15 protein-coding genes are annotated in these 13441 nt (G+C 72.2%); 9 read left to right on the top strand and 6 right to left on the bottom strand.

From position 1 onward, the window contains the following. The first annotated feature begins 164 nt into the window (after nucleotides 1-164). The 4 genes from ACF08B_RS04185 to ACF08B_RS04170 all read left to right on the top strand — a co-directional run bounded on the left by ACF08B_RS04185 (nucleotide 165) and on the right by ACF08B_RS04170 (nucleotide 2206). Entirely contained in the window at nucleotides 165-575 is a 411-nt protein-coding gene (locus ACF08B_RS04185) for a VOC family protein (protein WP_392315953.1), read from the top strand. A gap of 166 nt (nucleotides 576-741) precedes the next feature. Continuing rightward, nucleotides 742-1116, top strand: a complete 375-nt coding sequence (locus ACF08B_RS04180) for a hypothetical protein (protein WP_392315952.1) — start codon at nucleotides 742-744, stop codon at nucleotides 1114-1116. Between the two features lie 189 nt (nucleotides 1117-1305). Further along, nucleotides 1306-1692, top strand: a complete 387-nt coding sequence (locus ACF08B_RS04175) for an ArsR/SmtB family transcription factor (protein ID WP_392315951.1) — start codon at nucleotides 1306-1308, stop codon at nucleotides 1690-1692. 43 nt (nucleotides 1693-1735) lie between these two features. Then, nucleotides 1736-2206, top strand: coding sequence for a hypothetical protein (locus ACF08B_RS04170; RefSeq protein ID WP_392315950.1), 471 nt, complete (start codon nucleotides 1736-1738; stop codon nucleotides 2204-2206). A gap of 38 nt (nucleotides 2207-2244) precedes the next feature. Here the strand turns inward: ACF08B_RS04170 and ACF08B_RS04165 are convergent, their stop codons facing one another. From ACF08B_RS04165 to ACF08B_RS04145, 5 genes are all read right to left on the bottom strand, one after another. Continuing rightward, on the bottom strand, nucleotides 2245-2577 hold the full coding sequence (locus tag ACF08B_RS04165) for a putative quinol monooxygenase (RefSeq protein ID WP_392315949.1): 333 nt from the start codon (nucleotides 2575-2577) through the stop codon (nucleotides 2245-2247). A 95-nt stretch (nucleotides 2578-2672) separates the two neighbouring features. Continuing rightward, complete coding sequence (locus ACF08B_RS04160) at nucleotides 2673-3698, bottom strand: NAD(P)-dependent alcohol dehydrogenase (protein WP_392315948.1); 1026 nt, start codon at nucleotides 3696-3698, stop codon at nucleotides 2673-2675. Beyond that, on the bottom strand, nucleotides 3695-4447 hold the full coding sequence (locus ACF08B_RS04155; RefSeq protein WP_392315947.1) for a metal-sulfur cluster assembly factor: 753 nt from the start codon (nucleotides 4445-4447) through the stop codon (nucleotides 3695-3697). Before ACF08B_RS04155 ends, ACF08B_RS04160 begins: the two co-directional genes overlap by 4 nt. Nucleotide 4448: 1 nt before the next feature. Then, complete coding sequence (locus ACF08B_RS04150) at nucleotides 4449-5555, bottom strand: amidohydrolase family protein (protein ID WP_392315946.1); 1107 nt, start codon at nucleotides 5553-5555, stop codon at nucleotides 4449-4451. Nucleotides 5556-5655: 100 nt separating this feature from the next. Then, nucleotides 5656-6261 carry a TetR/AcrR family transcriptional regulator gene (locus ACF08B_RS04145; RefSeq protein WP_392315945.1) on the bottom strand — a complete coding sequence of 202 codons (606 nt, stop codon included), beginning with the start codon at nucleotides 6259-6261 and terminating at the stop codon, nucleotides 5656-5658. Nucleotides 6262-6483: 222 nt separating this feature from the next. On the opposite strand from ACF08B_RS04145, the gene ACF08B_RS04140 reads away from it, so the two are divergent. The 3 genes from ACF08B_RS04140 to ACF08B_RS04130 all read left to right on the top strand — a co-directional run bounded on the left by ACF08B_RS04140 (nucleotide 6484) and on the right by ACF08B_RS04130 (nucleotide 10437). Beyond that, nucleotides 6484-7980 (top strand): APC family permease, encoded by a 1497-nt coding sequence (locus tag ACF08B_RS04140; RefSeq protein ID WP_392315944.1) that lies wholly within the window; start codon nucleotides 6484-6486, stop codon nucleotides 7978-7980. A 34-nt stretch (nucleotides 7981-8014) separates the two neighbouring features. Further along, nucleotides 8015-9586 (top strand): amidohydrolase, encoded by a 1572-nt coding sequence (locus ACF08B_RS04135; protein ID WP_392315943.1) that lies wholly within the window; start codon nucleotides 8015-8017, stop codon nucleotides 9584-9586. 122 nt (nucleotides 9587-9708) lie between these two features. Next, complete coding sequence (locus ACF08B_RS04130; RefSeq protein WP_392315942.1) at nucleotides 9709-10437, top strand: hypothetical protein; 729 nt, start codon at nucleotides 9709-9711, stop codon at nucleotides 10435-10437. Between the two features lie 45 nt (nucleotides 10438-10482). On the opposite strand, the gene bla is transcribed toward ACF08B_RS04130, so the two are convergent. After that, nucleotides 10483-11406, bottom strand: a complete 924-nt coding sequence (bla, locus tag ACF08B_RS04125; protein ID WP_392315941.1) for a class A beta-lactamase — start codon at nucleotides 11404-11406, stop codon at nucleotides 10483-10485. 115 nt (nucleotides 11407-11521) lie between these two features. Between bla and ACF08B_RS04120 the strand changes: the two genes are divergently transcribed. After that, entirely contained in the window at nucleotides 11522-12499 is a 978-nt protein-coding gene (locus tag ACF08B_RS04120) for a LysR family transcriptional regulator (protein WP_392315940.1), read from the top strand. Next, on the top strand, nucleotides 12496-13431 hold the full coding sequence (locus tag ACF08B_RS04115) for a serine hydrolase (RefSeq protein ID WP_392315939.1): 936 nt from the start codon (nucleotides 12496-12498) through the stop codon (nucleotides 13429-13431). Before ACF08B_RS04120 ends, ACF08B_RS04115 begins: the two co-directional genes overlap by 4 nt. Nucleotides 13432-13441 lie beyond the last annotated feature (10 nt).

Genomic DNA, 13441 nt, shown 5'->3' with positions numbered 1-13441 from the left:
GTGCCGCGCCGCCCGGATCCACCGGGTGGCGTGGCACGCAGGCCGGTGCGCGCCGTGCGCGTGCCGTCCGCCGAGGCTCTGGAGCGGCACCGCGCCGGGATGCTCCGCCGGCGCTACCGTGGCCACGCATCGACCGCCCGGGAGCGCTGGAGGAGCGAGCGGCAATGGAGATCGTGACGTCACAGAAAATCACCACGTTCCTGATGTTCGAGGGTGACGCCGAGAACGCGATGACCTTCTACAGCACGCTCTTCGACGATGCCGGGATCGTCAGCATCCGCCGTTACGGCGCGGAGGGCCCCGGCAAGGAGGGGAGCGTGCAGCACGCGACGTTCTCGCTCGCCGGCGAGCAGTTCATGTGCATCGACAGCCCCGCGAAGCACGCGTTCGGTTTCACCCCCGCGATCTCACTCTTCGTGCAGTGCGAGGACGAGGCCGAGATCGACCGTCTCTACGCGGCCCTGGCCGAACAGGGCACGGAACTCATGCCGCTGGGCGACTACGGCTTCAGCCCGAAGTTCGGCTGGCTCAACGACAGGTTCGGCGTTTCCTGGCAACTGAACCTGTCGGCGTAGCTACCTGTCACAAGTGATCAGTGGAGTGTCAACTTCCATCCCCACTTGATCAGTTCGCGTCGTTCTCGGGCAGGCAACTCAACCCCGCGGTCGGGGCGCCTACGGTGCGGTCACGGGCGGGTTCGTCAGCGGGTCCGCCGAGGCCGACATCCAAGGGGAGGCGCCGATGGCGAACGTGGAAGTGGCACTCAAGGAAATGATGACCGGGATCGAGGGGGCGTTGGGGGCCGCCGTGGTGGACTACACCAGCGGCATGGCCCTCGGCACTCTGGGTGGGGGCAAGGGCCTGGACCTGGAGGTCGCCGCGGCCGGCAACACCGACGTGATCCGCGCCAAGGTGCGCACCATGGAACACCTCGGCCTGCAGAGCCAGATCGAGGACATCCTGATCACGCTGGGCCAGCAGTACCACCTCATCCGGCTGGTGACCGGCCGGAACGGCAACGGCCTGTTCCTCTATCTCGTGATCGACAGGGACCGTTCCAACCTGGCGATGGCCCGCCGCCAACTCAAGCGCATCGAAGAGCAACTCGAGGTCTAGACGTTCTTCGAACCGGGCTGACGCATGCCCATGAATTGAAGATTTCTTCAAGTCATCACATGGAGAGGACGACAATTCATGAACGAGAGCTGCCCTGACCGAGAAAGATGAACAGGCATGACTCACGGCGCGGCGGCGCCCCGAGCCGCCGCCGCGCCGTGAGAGGCCACCGAGAGGCAGGAAGAGCGCATGCAGGTCCCTCTTTACCAAGCCAAGGCAGAGTTCTTCCGTATGCTCGGGCACCCCACACGCATCAGGGTCCTGGAGCTGCTGCAGCACGGCCCGGTCCCGGTACGCGACCTGCTCGCCGACATCGAGATCGAGCCCTCCAGCCTCTCGCAACAGCTCGCCGTGCTGCGCCGCGCCGGCATCGTCGTATCCATACGCGAAGGCTCCACCGTCAGGTACGCCCTCGCCGGCGGTGACGTGGCCGAACTGCTGCGCGCCGCCCGCCGCATCCTGACCGAGCTGCTCGCCGGGCGGAACGAACTCCTGGCGGAACTACAGCAGTCCGACACTCCCCCGCCGCGCGTGCCGGCGGCCGACCAACCCTCCGTGGCGAGCGGCAGCCGCTGAAACCCCTTCATCACCGCCCCCGGCGGTATGGCACGATCTCCGTGTGGAGTGGGCGACTCTCATAGGGACGGCCCTCGGAGCGGTGCTCGGGGTCGGGGCGACGCTGATGGGCGAGCACCTGCGCTGGCGACGGACCGTCAGGGACAGCAGGCTGCACACCCGCCGGACCATGTACGCGGACTGCCTGGTCGCGCTGCGCCGAGCCCATGAGGCCATGCGGCTGGCCGCCGACGAGGAACACACGGATCCGCAGACCAGGGCGGCCAGGATCCGGCAGGCGTTCCAGGCGTCGGGGTGCGACGAGGCCCGGGAGCGGCTCGTCCTGACGGCGGACGCCGAGGTGGGCGAGGCCATAGACGCCTCGTACCACTCCCTGCGCCAGGTACGCGAAACGCTGGCGTCCGGGTACACGTTGACGTCCGACGAGTACCACACCGCACGGCAGGCTCACGGGGACGCGACCCGGGCGGCCCGTACGGTGCTCCGCGACGATCTGGCCGCTCTGGAGGCCTGAACCGGCCCCGGACAGGGGCCGGCGGGCGCCGGCAGGACTCAGCGGGACGTGTCCACGGCCATCTCGCCCAGCTCCGACCAGTCGTCCTGCGGGACGGTCACGTTGACGATCCTCGGGGTCTCGGCGAGATAGGACGGCAGGGTCGCGCACGCCGTGGCGAAGTGCTCGGTGCCGACGTGTGCGGCGCCCGCCTCGTCGTCGCGGAACGCCTCGGTCAGCACGTACTCGTCGGAGTCGTCGAGGCTGCGCGACCAGTCGAACCACAGGCATCCGGGTTCGCCGCGTGTGGCCTCCGTGAAGGCACGGGTGAGCTCGGGCCAGTCGTCCGCGTGCTGGGGCAGGACACGGAAGCGGGCGGTGATGAAGATCATGGGCTTTCCCGGTCTGTCGTGGCTGACCGGCGGGGGGCGCTCCGCCCCCGCCGGCTGGCGGTCGTCCCCGTTCAGGGGCAAGGTCAGGGTCAAGATCAGGGTACGAGAATGGCCCGCCCGCGGACTCGTCCGGCGTCGAGGTCGTCCAGCGCGTCCTGGAACCGGTCGAGCGGGTAGGACGTGGTGTGCAGCCGTACCTCGTCCTTGGCCGCGAGGACCATCAGCTCGCTCAGGTCGTTGTACGAGCCGACGAGGTTGCCGATGAAGTTGATCTCGGCGGAGATGATGTCGATGGTGGGCACGTCGATGTTCTCGCCGTAACCGACGACGTGGTAGTCACCGGCCCTGCGGAGCATGCGTACGCCGTCCCGGGTCGCGCCTCCCTCGCCGACGAAGTCGATCACGACTTCGCCTCCCCGGCCGCCGGTCAGCTCCAGCACCCGCTCCACCTGGTCCCCGTCGGCGAGGACGCCGTGGTCGGCGCCGATGGTCTCGGCCAGCTTCAGCGCCTCCGGGTTGCGGTCGACGACCACGATCTCCGCGGCGGTCAGCGCGCGCAGCACCTGCACTCCGATGTGCCCGAGCCCGCCGGCGCCGATGACCACGCAGCTGTCCCCGGGGCGCAGCCTGCGGGCCGCCTTGGCGACGGCGTGGTAGGCGGTCAGCCCGGCGTCGGCCAGGGCCGCGACGTCGGCCGGCTCCAGGGAGTCGTCGATGCGGACGACACTGCGGGCGGAGGTCTTCAGGTACTCGGCGTAGCCGCCGTCGGTGTCGATGCCGGGGAAGAGGCTCTGTTCGCAGTGGACGTCGTCGCCGGACCGGCAGGCCCGGCACAGCCCGCAGGTGATCAGGGGGTGGACGATGACCTTGTCGCCCTCGGCCACATGGGTGACGGCGCCGCCGACGGCGTGCACCCAGCCGGCGTTCTCGTGCCCGATGGTGTACGGCAGCGTGACCCCGGACTTCTCCGCCCACTGTCCCTCGAGGATGTGCAGGTCGGTGCGGCACACCCCTGCTCCGCCGATCCTGACGACGACGTCGTAGGGGTCGGTGACGGAGGGCACCGGAACGTCCGTCATCTCGGGGTTTCGGCCGTAGGCGACGACCTGGACTGCTTTCACTGGGCCTCCTTGCAGCGGGAGACGAGGGTGGTGTCCTCGGCGCGCGGTGTCTGGTCGGGGGCGGAGTCCGGGTAGCGGGTGCGGAGCAGGCCGCGGCAGAAGTGCGCGTTGCCGTCGATCGACCGTCGCACCGACCGGGCGAAGCGCAGGCGCAGCGGGATCTCGCCCGGCGGGTAGGGGTGTCCGTCGTCGTCGACGAGGACGGGTGCGGCCGGATCCGTGCCGAGGCCGGCCGCCTCGCGCCGCAGCAGCAGGGCGCGGGTCGCCGCCGTGTCGGGTAGGTCGCCGAGCACCACGTCGCCCAGTCGCTCCTCGGTCAGCGCCGGGTCCCGCCGCAGCAGCTCGCTCAGGGCGCGTTCCATCGCGGCGGTGTGCGCCTTGCGGCGGAAGATCAGCCGCAGTTCCTCCAGGTCGTTCTCGGCCTCGGCGCCGAAGGTGCCGCGGTAGCCGGCGTCGGCGGCCAGGCCGCAGTTGATCAGGTCGGAGTCGTGGTGGTCGTCGAGCAGGACGGTGACCGCGCTGGCGTCGGGCAGGGCGGCCAGGGCGTCCTTGGCGTCGGAGGCCATCAGGTAGGCGAAGTTCGGGGAGCAGAAGGAGGTCGGCAGTCTGAGGTGCACCGTGAGCCGGTGGTCGGGGCCGGCCTCGACGGAACGGACGAACCCGAGATCGGTGATGGGTTCGTCCAGTTCGGGATCGTGGACGGCGTCCAGCGCCCGCCTGGCCCGCTGCTCCAGGGTGTCCGCGGGCATGTCACGCCTCGGTGGGCTGCGTGGCGACGGAGGCGGCCCCCGCCGGGCCCGCGGCCGAGGGGGTGCCCGCGGTCGTGGTCGTGGTCGCCGCCGCGGCGGGCACCGGGATGTCGTACAGGGCCGCCGCGTTCAGGCCGAGGATCTTCTTCTTCTGTTCCACGGTGAGCGGCTGGAACTCGCCCTGCATGTCCTCGGGGATCTGGAAGTCGACGAACCGCTCGATCAGCCACCGGGGTGTCCACAACGCGTAGTCGCTGCCGAAGAGGATGCGGTCCTCGTCCAGCCAGTACAGCAACTCGCTGATGATCTGCGCCCAGTAGCGGGGCCGGGTGTGGATGAACGGGACGGCCACGGCGAGGCCGGCGTAGACGTTGGGCTCCTGGGTGGCGATCCAGCAGAAGTCCTCCAGCCGGGGCAGGCCGCAGTGCTCGACGACGAAGTTCAGGTCGGTGAAGTCCGTGGCCGCCGCGTCGACGTCGGCGACGTCGAACGCGTCGCGGTCCAGCGGCCGGATCGTCGGGCCCTTGTGGATGTGGATGTTCTTGATGCCCAGTTCCTGGCACGCCTCCAGGTAGCGGTAGGCCCACGGGTCGGTGAGCTTGTACCCGCGCGAGTCGCCCTGCCACTCGGCCGTGTACAGCTTGACGCCCTTGAGCCGGAAGCGTTCGGCGTCCCGGCGGAGCCGGTCGAGCCCCTTCTGCTCGAACCGGGGGTCCCAGCAGTGGTTGTAGGTCAGCTTCTCGGGGTGCTCCTCGGCCAGCGCGAAGGCTTCCTCGGTCTGCCCGAAGCCGTTCCCGTAGAACGCGCCGAGATACGCGGGCTGGAAAATCGCGTGATCGACGTGTCCGTCGACGAAGAGGTCTTTCATCAGCCGCTGTCCGCCGTAGTAGAGGAATTCCTCGTACGGCCACACTTCCGACTCGGGGCTGAGATTGCGGTGGTAGTCGTAGAAGCAGTCGATGAACTGCTTCCCGTGGATGTTCAGCTGGTTCTCGGGGCGCGCGTCCCACAGTGCGACGTGCGCATCCACGATGAAGTAGTTCTCGCCGTCCTTTGTGTACATGTCGGCCTCCGTCCCGGTGACGACCTCGATATCGGAAAGCGACATCAGGCAGACTCGCATGAGGCGGGCAGCCCCCTCATTGTCTCACTTTGCGACAAACCGGCAGGGGGAAATCCCGGCGGGCGAAGCCGGCCTGGCCGGAGAATCAGCACCCGCTCAGGGTTCGCGCGTGGTTCATGAAGGCCGTCAGCCCGACCTCGAAGGCGCGGTCGGCCCGGCCGTCGCCCACCGCGGCGAGTGCCTCCGCGAGGCGGGGGGTCGGGGTGCCGTCCGCCAGCTCCCACATCGTCTCGGGAGCGGCGAGGTCGAGGGCCGAGCCGAGCACCAGGTTCTCCAGGGCGATGATCAACGGCATGATCCCGGCGCGGTCGAACCCGGCCTCCAGCAGGAGGCTCACGGCACGCTCGTACTGTTCCAGGACCCGGGGCGCGCGTACCGGTGAGGTCATGAGCATCGGGATCACACGGGGGTGGGCGGCGAACGCGGCGCGGTAGGAGCGGGCCCAGGCCTCCAGGGCCGTGTCCCAGGGATCGAGGTCGAGGGTGGCCGGGTCCATCGCCGCGCAGATCCGCTCCCGCAGCAGCTCGACTATGCCGTCACGGCCGTCCACGTGGTGGTACACCGAGCCGGTCTGCGCCCCGAGCCGCCGGGCGATCGCGGGGACGCTGAAGTCACCGGTCTCGTCGATCAGTCGCAGCGCGGTCGTGGTGATGCGCTCGCGGTCGAGGAGCGGTGTGCGCGGCCGTCCCATGGTCAGCGTTCTCCCTGAGGTCTTCCCGGATGCCCAACGGCAGGTTACATTGCGGAAACCGAAAGCCTTTAGGTTTACGGCTCCGGGCGCCCGCCATCCCCTCGTGCTCCCGACGGACGCCGGCCCGGGCGGATCATCTCCGCCCCGCCCGCCGGTGCCCTCCGCAACCGGCCGCCCCACCTCCGGGACCCCGTCCCTCCGCCGCCAGAAGGGCTCCCCCGCATGTCCGTGACCACGTCCGAGCCGCCGGAGCAGAGAGCGTCCCGCGACGCGACCACCCTCCGGTCCGGTTCCCTCGGCACCGCCGACATCGCCTTCTTCGTCGTCTCCGCCGCCGCGCCGCTGACCGTCATGGCCGGCGTCGCGCCGCTCGCGATCCTGCTGGGCGGGATCGGCGCGCCCGTCGGATACCTCCTCGCGGGCCTGACCCTCGCGGTCTTCGCCGTCGGCTTCACCGCCATGAGCCGCCACGTCACCAGCGGCGGCGCCTTCTACGCCTTCATCACCCGGGGCCTCGGCCGCCCGGTCGGCATCGGCGCGGCCCTGCTGGCACTGATCGGTTACAACGGCATGGAGATCGGCGTCTACGGCCTCCTCGCCACCACCACCCGGGACACCCTGCACTCCCTCGTCGGCGCCGACGTGCCCTGGCTGCCCGTGTCGCTGGCCGGACTGGTACTGATCGGCTACGGCGGCTACCGGTCCATCGACTTCGGCGCCAAGCTGCTCGGCATCCTGCTCGTCGCCGAGACCGGAATACTCGTCCTCCTCGCCGGCGGGGTCCTGCTGAAGGGCGGCGCACACGGGCTGTCCCTCGCCTCGCTCGCCCCGGCGCACGTGTTCGTGCCCGGCACGGCCGCCGTACTGGCCTTCGCCTTCGCCGCGTTCACCGGCTTCGAGTCGACCGTCATCTACCGCCGTGAGGCCCGTGACCCGGAGCGCACGGTCCCCCGCGCCACCTATGCGGCGGTCGGATTCCTCGGCCTGTTCTACGCGTTCGTGGTCTGGATCGCCGTCCAGGCGTTCGGCGACGACCAGGTCGTACGCACCGCGGGCGAGGACCCGGCCGGACTGTTCTTCACCGCGATCACCACCTATGTGGGCGGCTGGGCCGCCGACCTGATGCACCTCTTCATCGTCACCAGCGTCATCGCCTCCCTGCTGGCCTTCCACAACGCCATCAACCGCTACGCCCTCGCCCTGGCCGAGGAGGGCGTGCTCCCGCGCCGGCTCGGCCGCGTCCACGCCCGCCACCGCTCCCCGTACGTCGCGGGCGTCGCCCAGACCGTTCTCGGCGCGCTGGTCGTCCTGGCCTTCCGGGCCGCGGACGCCGACCCGTACCAGCAGCTGCTGCTGTGGGTGAACACGCCCGGGATGATCGGTCTGCTGGTGCTGCAACTGCTCGCCGCGATCGCCGTGCCCTGCTACTTCCGCCGGGTGCGGCACACGGAGGGCGCCCTGCGCACGGTCGTGGCGCCGGTCGTCGCCGCCGTGCTGCTGGTGACCGCGATCGTGCTGGTGGTGACCCACATCGACCTGTTCACCGGCGCGTCCCGGGCGGTGAACACCCTCCTGGTCGTCGTGGCACCGGCCGTCTTCCTCCTCGGCCTCCCGCTGGCGTGGTGGCTGCGCCGGGCCAGGCCCGACGTCTACGCCGGGTTCGCGGCGGAGCCGGCCGAACCCGCCGGGGCGACCGCGCCCCCCGTGTCCGCGAACTGACCCAACGCCCCTTTTCCGTACAGGAGTCGCCCCCATGCCCGCTGCCGACCTCATCCTCGCCGGCGCCCACGTCCGCACCCTCGATCCCGGCCGGCCCACCGCCTCAGCCGTCGCCGTGCGCGACGGCGTGATCGCCGCGGTCGGCGAGGCGGACGACGTCCGGGACTGGCGGGGCCCCGGCACCGAGGTCGTCGACCTGCACGGCGCGCACCTCGTGCCGGGCCTCGTCGACTCCCACAGCCATCCGGTGTGGGGCCTCGACATGGCGACGGGCACGGACCTGTCCGGCGTGACGGACCTGGCCGGGCTGCGGACGGCACTCGCCGGGGCGGAGCGCGTCGAGGGCTGGGTGGTCGGGTACGGCCTGGACCACAACGCGTTCGAGGGCCGTCCCGTCCACCACGAACTGGTGGCGGACGTACTCGGCGACACCCCGGCCTTCCTGCGGCTCTACGACGGCCACTCCGCCCTCGCCGACGGCGCGGCGCTGGCAGCGGCCGGGGTGACCGGCCCGCGCGCCTTCGCGCAGCGCGCCGAGGTGGTGTGCGACGCCACCGGCCGGCCCACCGGCCATCTGGTCGAGCACGCCGCGATGGACCTGGTGGCGGGCGTCGTACCCCGGCCCGCGTACGGGCAACGGCGGGCGCGGCTGCTGGAGTTGCTGTCCGCCATGGCCGCAACGGGACTCACCGGAGCCCATGTGATGGACGGCGGGGACCTCGACCTGGTGGCGGAGGTGGCACGGGAGACGGTCCTGCCGCTGCGGCTGCGGTTCGCGCCCTGGTGCATGCCGGGCGCCGACCGCGACACCCTGCGGGAGCTGATCGAACTCCAGGGCACGGGCGGTCGGCACTGGCTGGTCGGCGGGGTCAAGTTCTTCATGGACGGCACCGTCGAGGGCGGCACGGCCTGGCTGGAGCACCCCGACTGCCACGGCCGGGGCACGGACGCCTTCTGGCCGGACCCGCGGGCGTACGCCGAGGCGGTCCGCACCCTGCACGCGGCCGGGGCGCGCACCGCCACGCACGCCATCGGGGACGCGGCCGTACGCCACGTCCTGGACACCGTGGCGTCCCTGGGGCCCGGTGGCCACGGGGCGCACCGGATCGAGCACATCGAGACCGCACCGGACGAACTCCTCCCACGTTTCGCCGAGTTGGGCGTAGCGGCCTCCATGCAGCCGCCGCACACCGGCTACACACGCGACGACGGCACGGACGAGTGGTCGCGCCGGGTGGGCGGTGACCGTGCCGGACGCGCCTGGCGACTGCGGGACCTGCGGGAGGCCGGGGCGACGGTCGCGCTGGGCTCGGACTGGCCGATCGCGCACTACGACGTGCGGGCGGTGCTGGCGACCGCCCACCGGCCGAAGGGGGCGGCGGCACACCGGCCGGGCCTGACGCCGCTGCAGGCGCTGGAGGGCTGCACGACGCACGCGGCGGCCGCCGCCGGCGAGTCCGACCGCGCCGGCCGCGTGGCTCCGGGCTTCCGCGCGGATCTCACCGCGCTGTCCGTCGATCCGGGGCGCGCGTCCGGTGACGAACTGACGGACGCGCCCGTGGTGTTGACGGTCACCGGAGGCCATGTGGTGCACCGGGCGGTCTGAGGCGGTCCGCCGGCCGAGGGCCCTGTGCGAGAGGCGTCCAGGTGCCGTTGGGCCGCGCCTGACGCCGGACCTCCGGACGGGACACGGTGAGGCCTGGCGGCCGGACGGGGCAGACTGGGCGGGTGAACGACCTCCGACCAGTCCCTCTGGACCCCGCACCGGAGTGGTACGGGCGCCTGCGCGTCCGTACCGCCGGCCTCTCCCCCGCCCGCTGGCTCACCGAACGCCGTCCCGGTCACGGCGACTTCGGCACGGTGGCGGGCGTGGCCGCGCCCGGCTTCGCCGGGTACGCGCGGGTCCTGCATCCGGCCGCCCTGGAGGATCGGCCGGTGCGGTGGGACACCGTGGCAGCCGCGCACGGCACCCGGGTGACATCGGGCACGCGGTGGCACGAGGTCGTCGGAATGGACCTCGACCACCGCAACGCCTCCGAGTACGGCCGGCCCGGCGTCTGGGACGAGCACCCGTGGGAGGGCCCGACCCCGCCGGACGTCGCCGGGGCGCTCATCCCGGTGCTGGCCCGGCACACCCGTACGCCGGAGCACTGCTGGTTCGGGCTGTGGCACGGGTACGGCCGCTGGGACTTCGGCGGGCTCCCGGTCTTCGAGACACCCGGGCGGGACGAGGTGCTGCTCTCCGGCACCCTCGCCGACGCCGTCTCCCCAGTGCGCACGGACGAGTTCGCCGAGCTGCCCGACCTGTGGTGGCCCGAGGACCGAGCGTGGTGCCTGGGCGGCGACGTGGACCTGGTCAGCACCTACATCGGCGGCTCGCTCGCGCTGATCGCCGACCTGCTGGCGACACCGGGGCTGGAGGCGTACCCGGTGGCACCGGACGACACCGTCGGCTGAGCCGGCCGGCCGCCGGTCCCGGAGGCGTCGCCCGTCGCCCGCGGCCTACTCGCCGGGGGCGACCGTGCGGGCGATGACGCGGGCCGCCTCGGCCACGAGCGCCTCGTCCACCGTCGCGTCCTCGGTGCTCCTGGTCGACAGCACGGCCAGGACGACCGGTGTCCTCCGGGTCGTCCAGGCCACGCCGATGTCGTTGGCGGTCGCGTAGGAGCCGGTGCCGGTCTTGTCCGCCAGGACCCAGCCGTCCGGCAGGCCGCGGCGGAACCGTCCGGCGCTGGTGGTGTTGCCCTTCAGCCAGCCGACGAAGCGCTCCCGGTCCGCGTCGCCCAGGGCCCGGCCCAGACCGAGCCGTTCGAGGCTTCCGCCGATGGCCCGCGGGGTGGTGGTGTCGCGGGGGTCGCCCGGGATCGCGGTGTTCAGCTCCGGCTCCCACCGGTCCAGCCGGCTGACGTCGTCGCCGAGCGAGCGGAGGAAACGGGTCAGGCCGGCCGGTCCGCCGATCTCCCGCAGCAGCAGATTGCCCGCCGCGTTGTCGCTGTACTGGATCGCCGCGGCGCACAGGTCCCCGACGGTCATGCCGGTCGCCAGATTCTCCTGTGTGCGCGGCGAGTTGGGAAGAATGTCGTGCGGCGGATAGTGGATCACCCGGTCGAGGGGTGCGCGGTCGCCGCGGTCGCGCAGGACCGCGGCCGCCGCGAACGCCTTGAACGTGGAGCACATCGCGAACCGTTCCCCGGCCCGGTGGGACAGGGTGCGCCCCGTGCGGACGTTCCGCGCGTACACACCGAGCCGGGCGTCGTAACGCTGCTCCAGGTCCTGCAACTCCGCCTCCACGCGGGGTGATCCGGTGCCCGCAGCCGCGGCCGCGGTGGGGGCGGACGCGGCGAGGGCAGTGGTGGCGGTGAACACGAGGCCCGCCGTGAGCAGACGGCGGCGCGGCATCGGTCCGGGGCGTTCGGTGCTGGTCATGGGCGTGGTCCTCCCGGGTCCGTGGATCTTCGACGGGGACAGCGAAACAGCAGGAGGCGACTCATGTCCAAGAGGGAACTGTGAACCTCTCATGCCTTATTGATATGACTGCTGGGTGGATCTTCTGGCACACCTCGAGGCGTATGTCGCGACCGCCGACGAAGCGAGCTTCTCCCGTGCGGCCGACCGGCTCGGCATCGCCCAGCCGCTGCTCAGCCGTCGTATCAAGACGCTCGAAGGGCACTTCGGCGGCCCGCTGTTCGATCGTTCGCGGCGGCAGGTCACGACGACCGAGCTCGGGGTGCTGCTGCTGCCGTACGCGCGGGACGTGCTGGACCGGGCCCAGCGGCTGCGGCATGCGGCGCACTCGGCCCGGCGGTCCCGGGTGCGGGCCGTCGGGGTGCCCGCGGACTGCGCACCGGCGGCCTTGGCCCACGTCATCCGGGCGGCCACCGAACACGGGGTCACGCTCGGAATGCGTGAACTGCCGCCGCACGAGAGGGAGTCCGGGCTGGCCGACGGCTCACTGGCCTACGCGGTGCTGCGGGTCCCCGTGGAACGGGCGGCGTGGCGGGTGCCGCTGGGACTGGCGTCGGCGGCGGAGGGACCGGATCCACGGCCCGGCTCCGGGCGCACGGTCCACCTGGAGGAGCTGCGGCCCAGACGGGGACGGACCGCCGCCGAACCGTCCGGCACCCTGCCGCTGCTGATGCCGGCCGAGGACCAGGTCCCCTGTTTCGAGGACAGGCTGGCCCGGGCGGCGGCTCGTGCCGGGTTGCCCGAAGGCCGCGTCCGGCCGGCCGGTCCCGCGGCCACCGCGCTCGCCGAGACGCTGGCGGGGCGGGCGCTGCTGCTGTGCGCCGAGCCGTTCGCCCGGCGGCACGGGGCGCGGTGGGCACCGCTCGGCGACCGGTCGCTGCACCGGGGGTACGAGGTCGGCGCACCGCCGGGACGGCAGGGCACGGGAGAGGTGCCGGGCTGGCTGGCCGTCCGGCTCGCCGCGGCCGTGGGCGCCTCTGCCGCCGGGTCCGTCGCGCCGCGCTCCGCGGCCCACGGCGACGACGTCCCGGCGCGGCTGGCGGCACGCGGATGAGCGCGGCACCGGGGCACCGGCCCGGTTGCGTCGGTGACGACGGGGCGCTCCTGGACGTCGCCGAGGCCGTCGCCGCGGACTGGGCGGCCCTGGGTGTCCGGGGCTCCTTCGTCGCCCGGAACCTCGACACCGGTGAGCAACTCGGTTTCGACGTGCGGGAGTCGGTGCCCCTCGCGTCGGTGGTGAAGGTCCCCCTCGCCCTGGTCCTGCTGGACCGGATCGCCACGGGCGACCTCGACCCCGCACGGCCGGTGACGGTCGATCCGGCCGCGAGCAGCGTCGGCCCCACCGGGCTCGCGGCGTTCCGGTACCCGGCCACCGTGGCCGTCGGTGATCTGCTCCAGCTGATGCTGTCGGTGAGCGACAACGCCGCCGCCGACGCGCTGCTGGATCTGGTGCCGGTGGCGGAGGTCGACACGCGGCTGCGCTCCTGGGGGTGCGCGGGCATCCGGATGCGGCACCGGATGAACCACATGTACGAGTGTGCCGCCGGGGCCGCGGGGAACGACTTCTCCCTGGCCCTTGAGCTGGCCGTACGGGACGAACACACGGGCCGGCACACCGTCGGGACCCTGGATCCGGCGCACGCCAACACGGGTTCGGCCGCGGCGCTCGTCGAACTGCTGCGGCGGGCGTGGTGCGACGAGATCTCCACCCCGCCCGCGACCGCGGAGCTGCGCCGGCTCATGGGACTGCAGGTGTTCACCCAGCGGCTGGCGAGCGAACTGCGCGCCGACTCGCTGCGGTGGAGCGGCAAGACGGGCACGTTCCTGCATCTGCGGCACGAGATCGGTGTGGTCGAGGCGGACTCCGGCGACCGCGTGGCGATGGCCGCGCTCACCCGTGCGGATCGCCGGGCCGGCCAGGCACCGGACATCGACCTGGCGATCGGATGTGCGGGGCGGGAGGCGTTCGAGGCGCTGCGGCGATGAGGCCCGTTCC

The sequence above is a fragment of the Streptomyces sp. NPDC015139 genome (assembly GCF_043079785.1).
In the GTDB taxonomy this organism is placed as follows: Bacteria; Actinomycetota; Actinomycetes; order Streptomycetales; family Streptomycetaceae; genus Streptomyces; species Streptomyces albidocamelliae.
Note: the sequence above shows the minus strand (reverse complement) of the source record. Positions and strands in the feature narration are given on the sequence as shown.

Excerpts from the sequence above, each read along its gene's own strand:
- ACF08B_RS04185 (WP_392315953.1), top strand. The coding sequence starts at position 165 with ATGGAGATCGTGACGTCACAGAAAATCACCACGTTCCTGATGTTCGAG.
- ACF08B_RS04180 (WP_392315952.1), top strand. The coding sequence starts at position 742 with ATGGCGAACGTGGAAGTGGCACTCAAGGAAATGATGACCGGGATCGAG.
- ACF08B_RS04175 (WP_392315951.1), top strand. The coding sequence starts at position 1,306 with ATGCAGGTCCCTCTTTACCAAGCCAAGGCAGAGTTCTTCCGTATGCTC.
- ACF08B_RS04165 (WP_392315949.1), bottom strand. The coding sequence starts at position 2,577 with ATGATCTTCATCACCGCCCGCTTCCGTGTCCTGCCCCAGCACGCGGAC.
- ACF08B_RS04155 (WP_392315947.1), bottom strand. The coding sequence starts at position 4,447 with ATGCCCGCGGACACCCTGGAGCAGCGGGCCAGGCGGGCGCTGGACGCC.
- ACF08B_RS04150 (WP_392315946.1), bottom strand. The coding sequence starts at position 5,555 with ATGTCGCTTTCCGATATCGAGGTCGTCACCGGGACGGAGGCCGACATG.
- ACF08B_RS04145 (WP_392315945.1), bottom strand. The coding sequence starts at position 6,261 with ATGGGACGGCCGCGCACACCGCTCCTCGACCGCGAGCGCATCACCACG.
- ACF08B_RS04140 (WP_392315944.1), top strand. The coding sequence starts at position 6,484 with ATGTCCGTGACCACGTCCGAGCCGCCGGAGCAGAGAGCGTCCCGCGAC.
- ACF08B_RS04135 (WP_392315943.1), top strand. The coding sequence starts at position 8,015 with ATGCCCGCTGCCGACCTCATCCTCGCCGGCGCCCACGTCCGCACCCTC.
- bla (WP_392315941.1), bottom strand. The coding sequence starts at position 11,406 with ATGACCAGCACCGAACGCCCCGGACCGATGCCGCGCCGCCGTCTGCTC.
- ACF08B_RS04115 (WP_392315939.1), top strand. The coding sequence starts at position 12,496 with ATGAGCGCGGCACCGGGGCACCGGCCCGGTTGCGTCGGTGACGACGGG.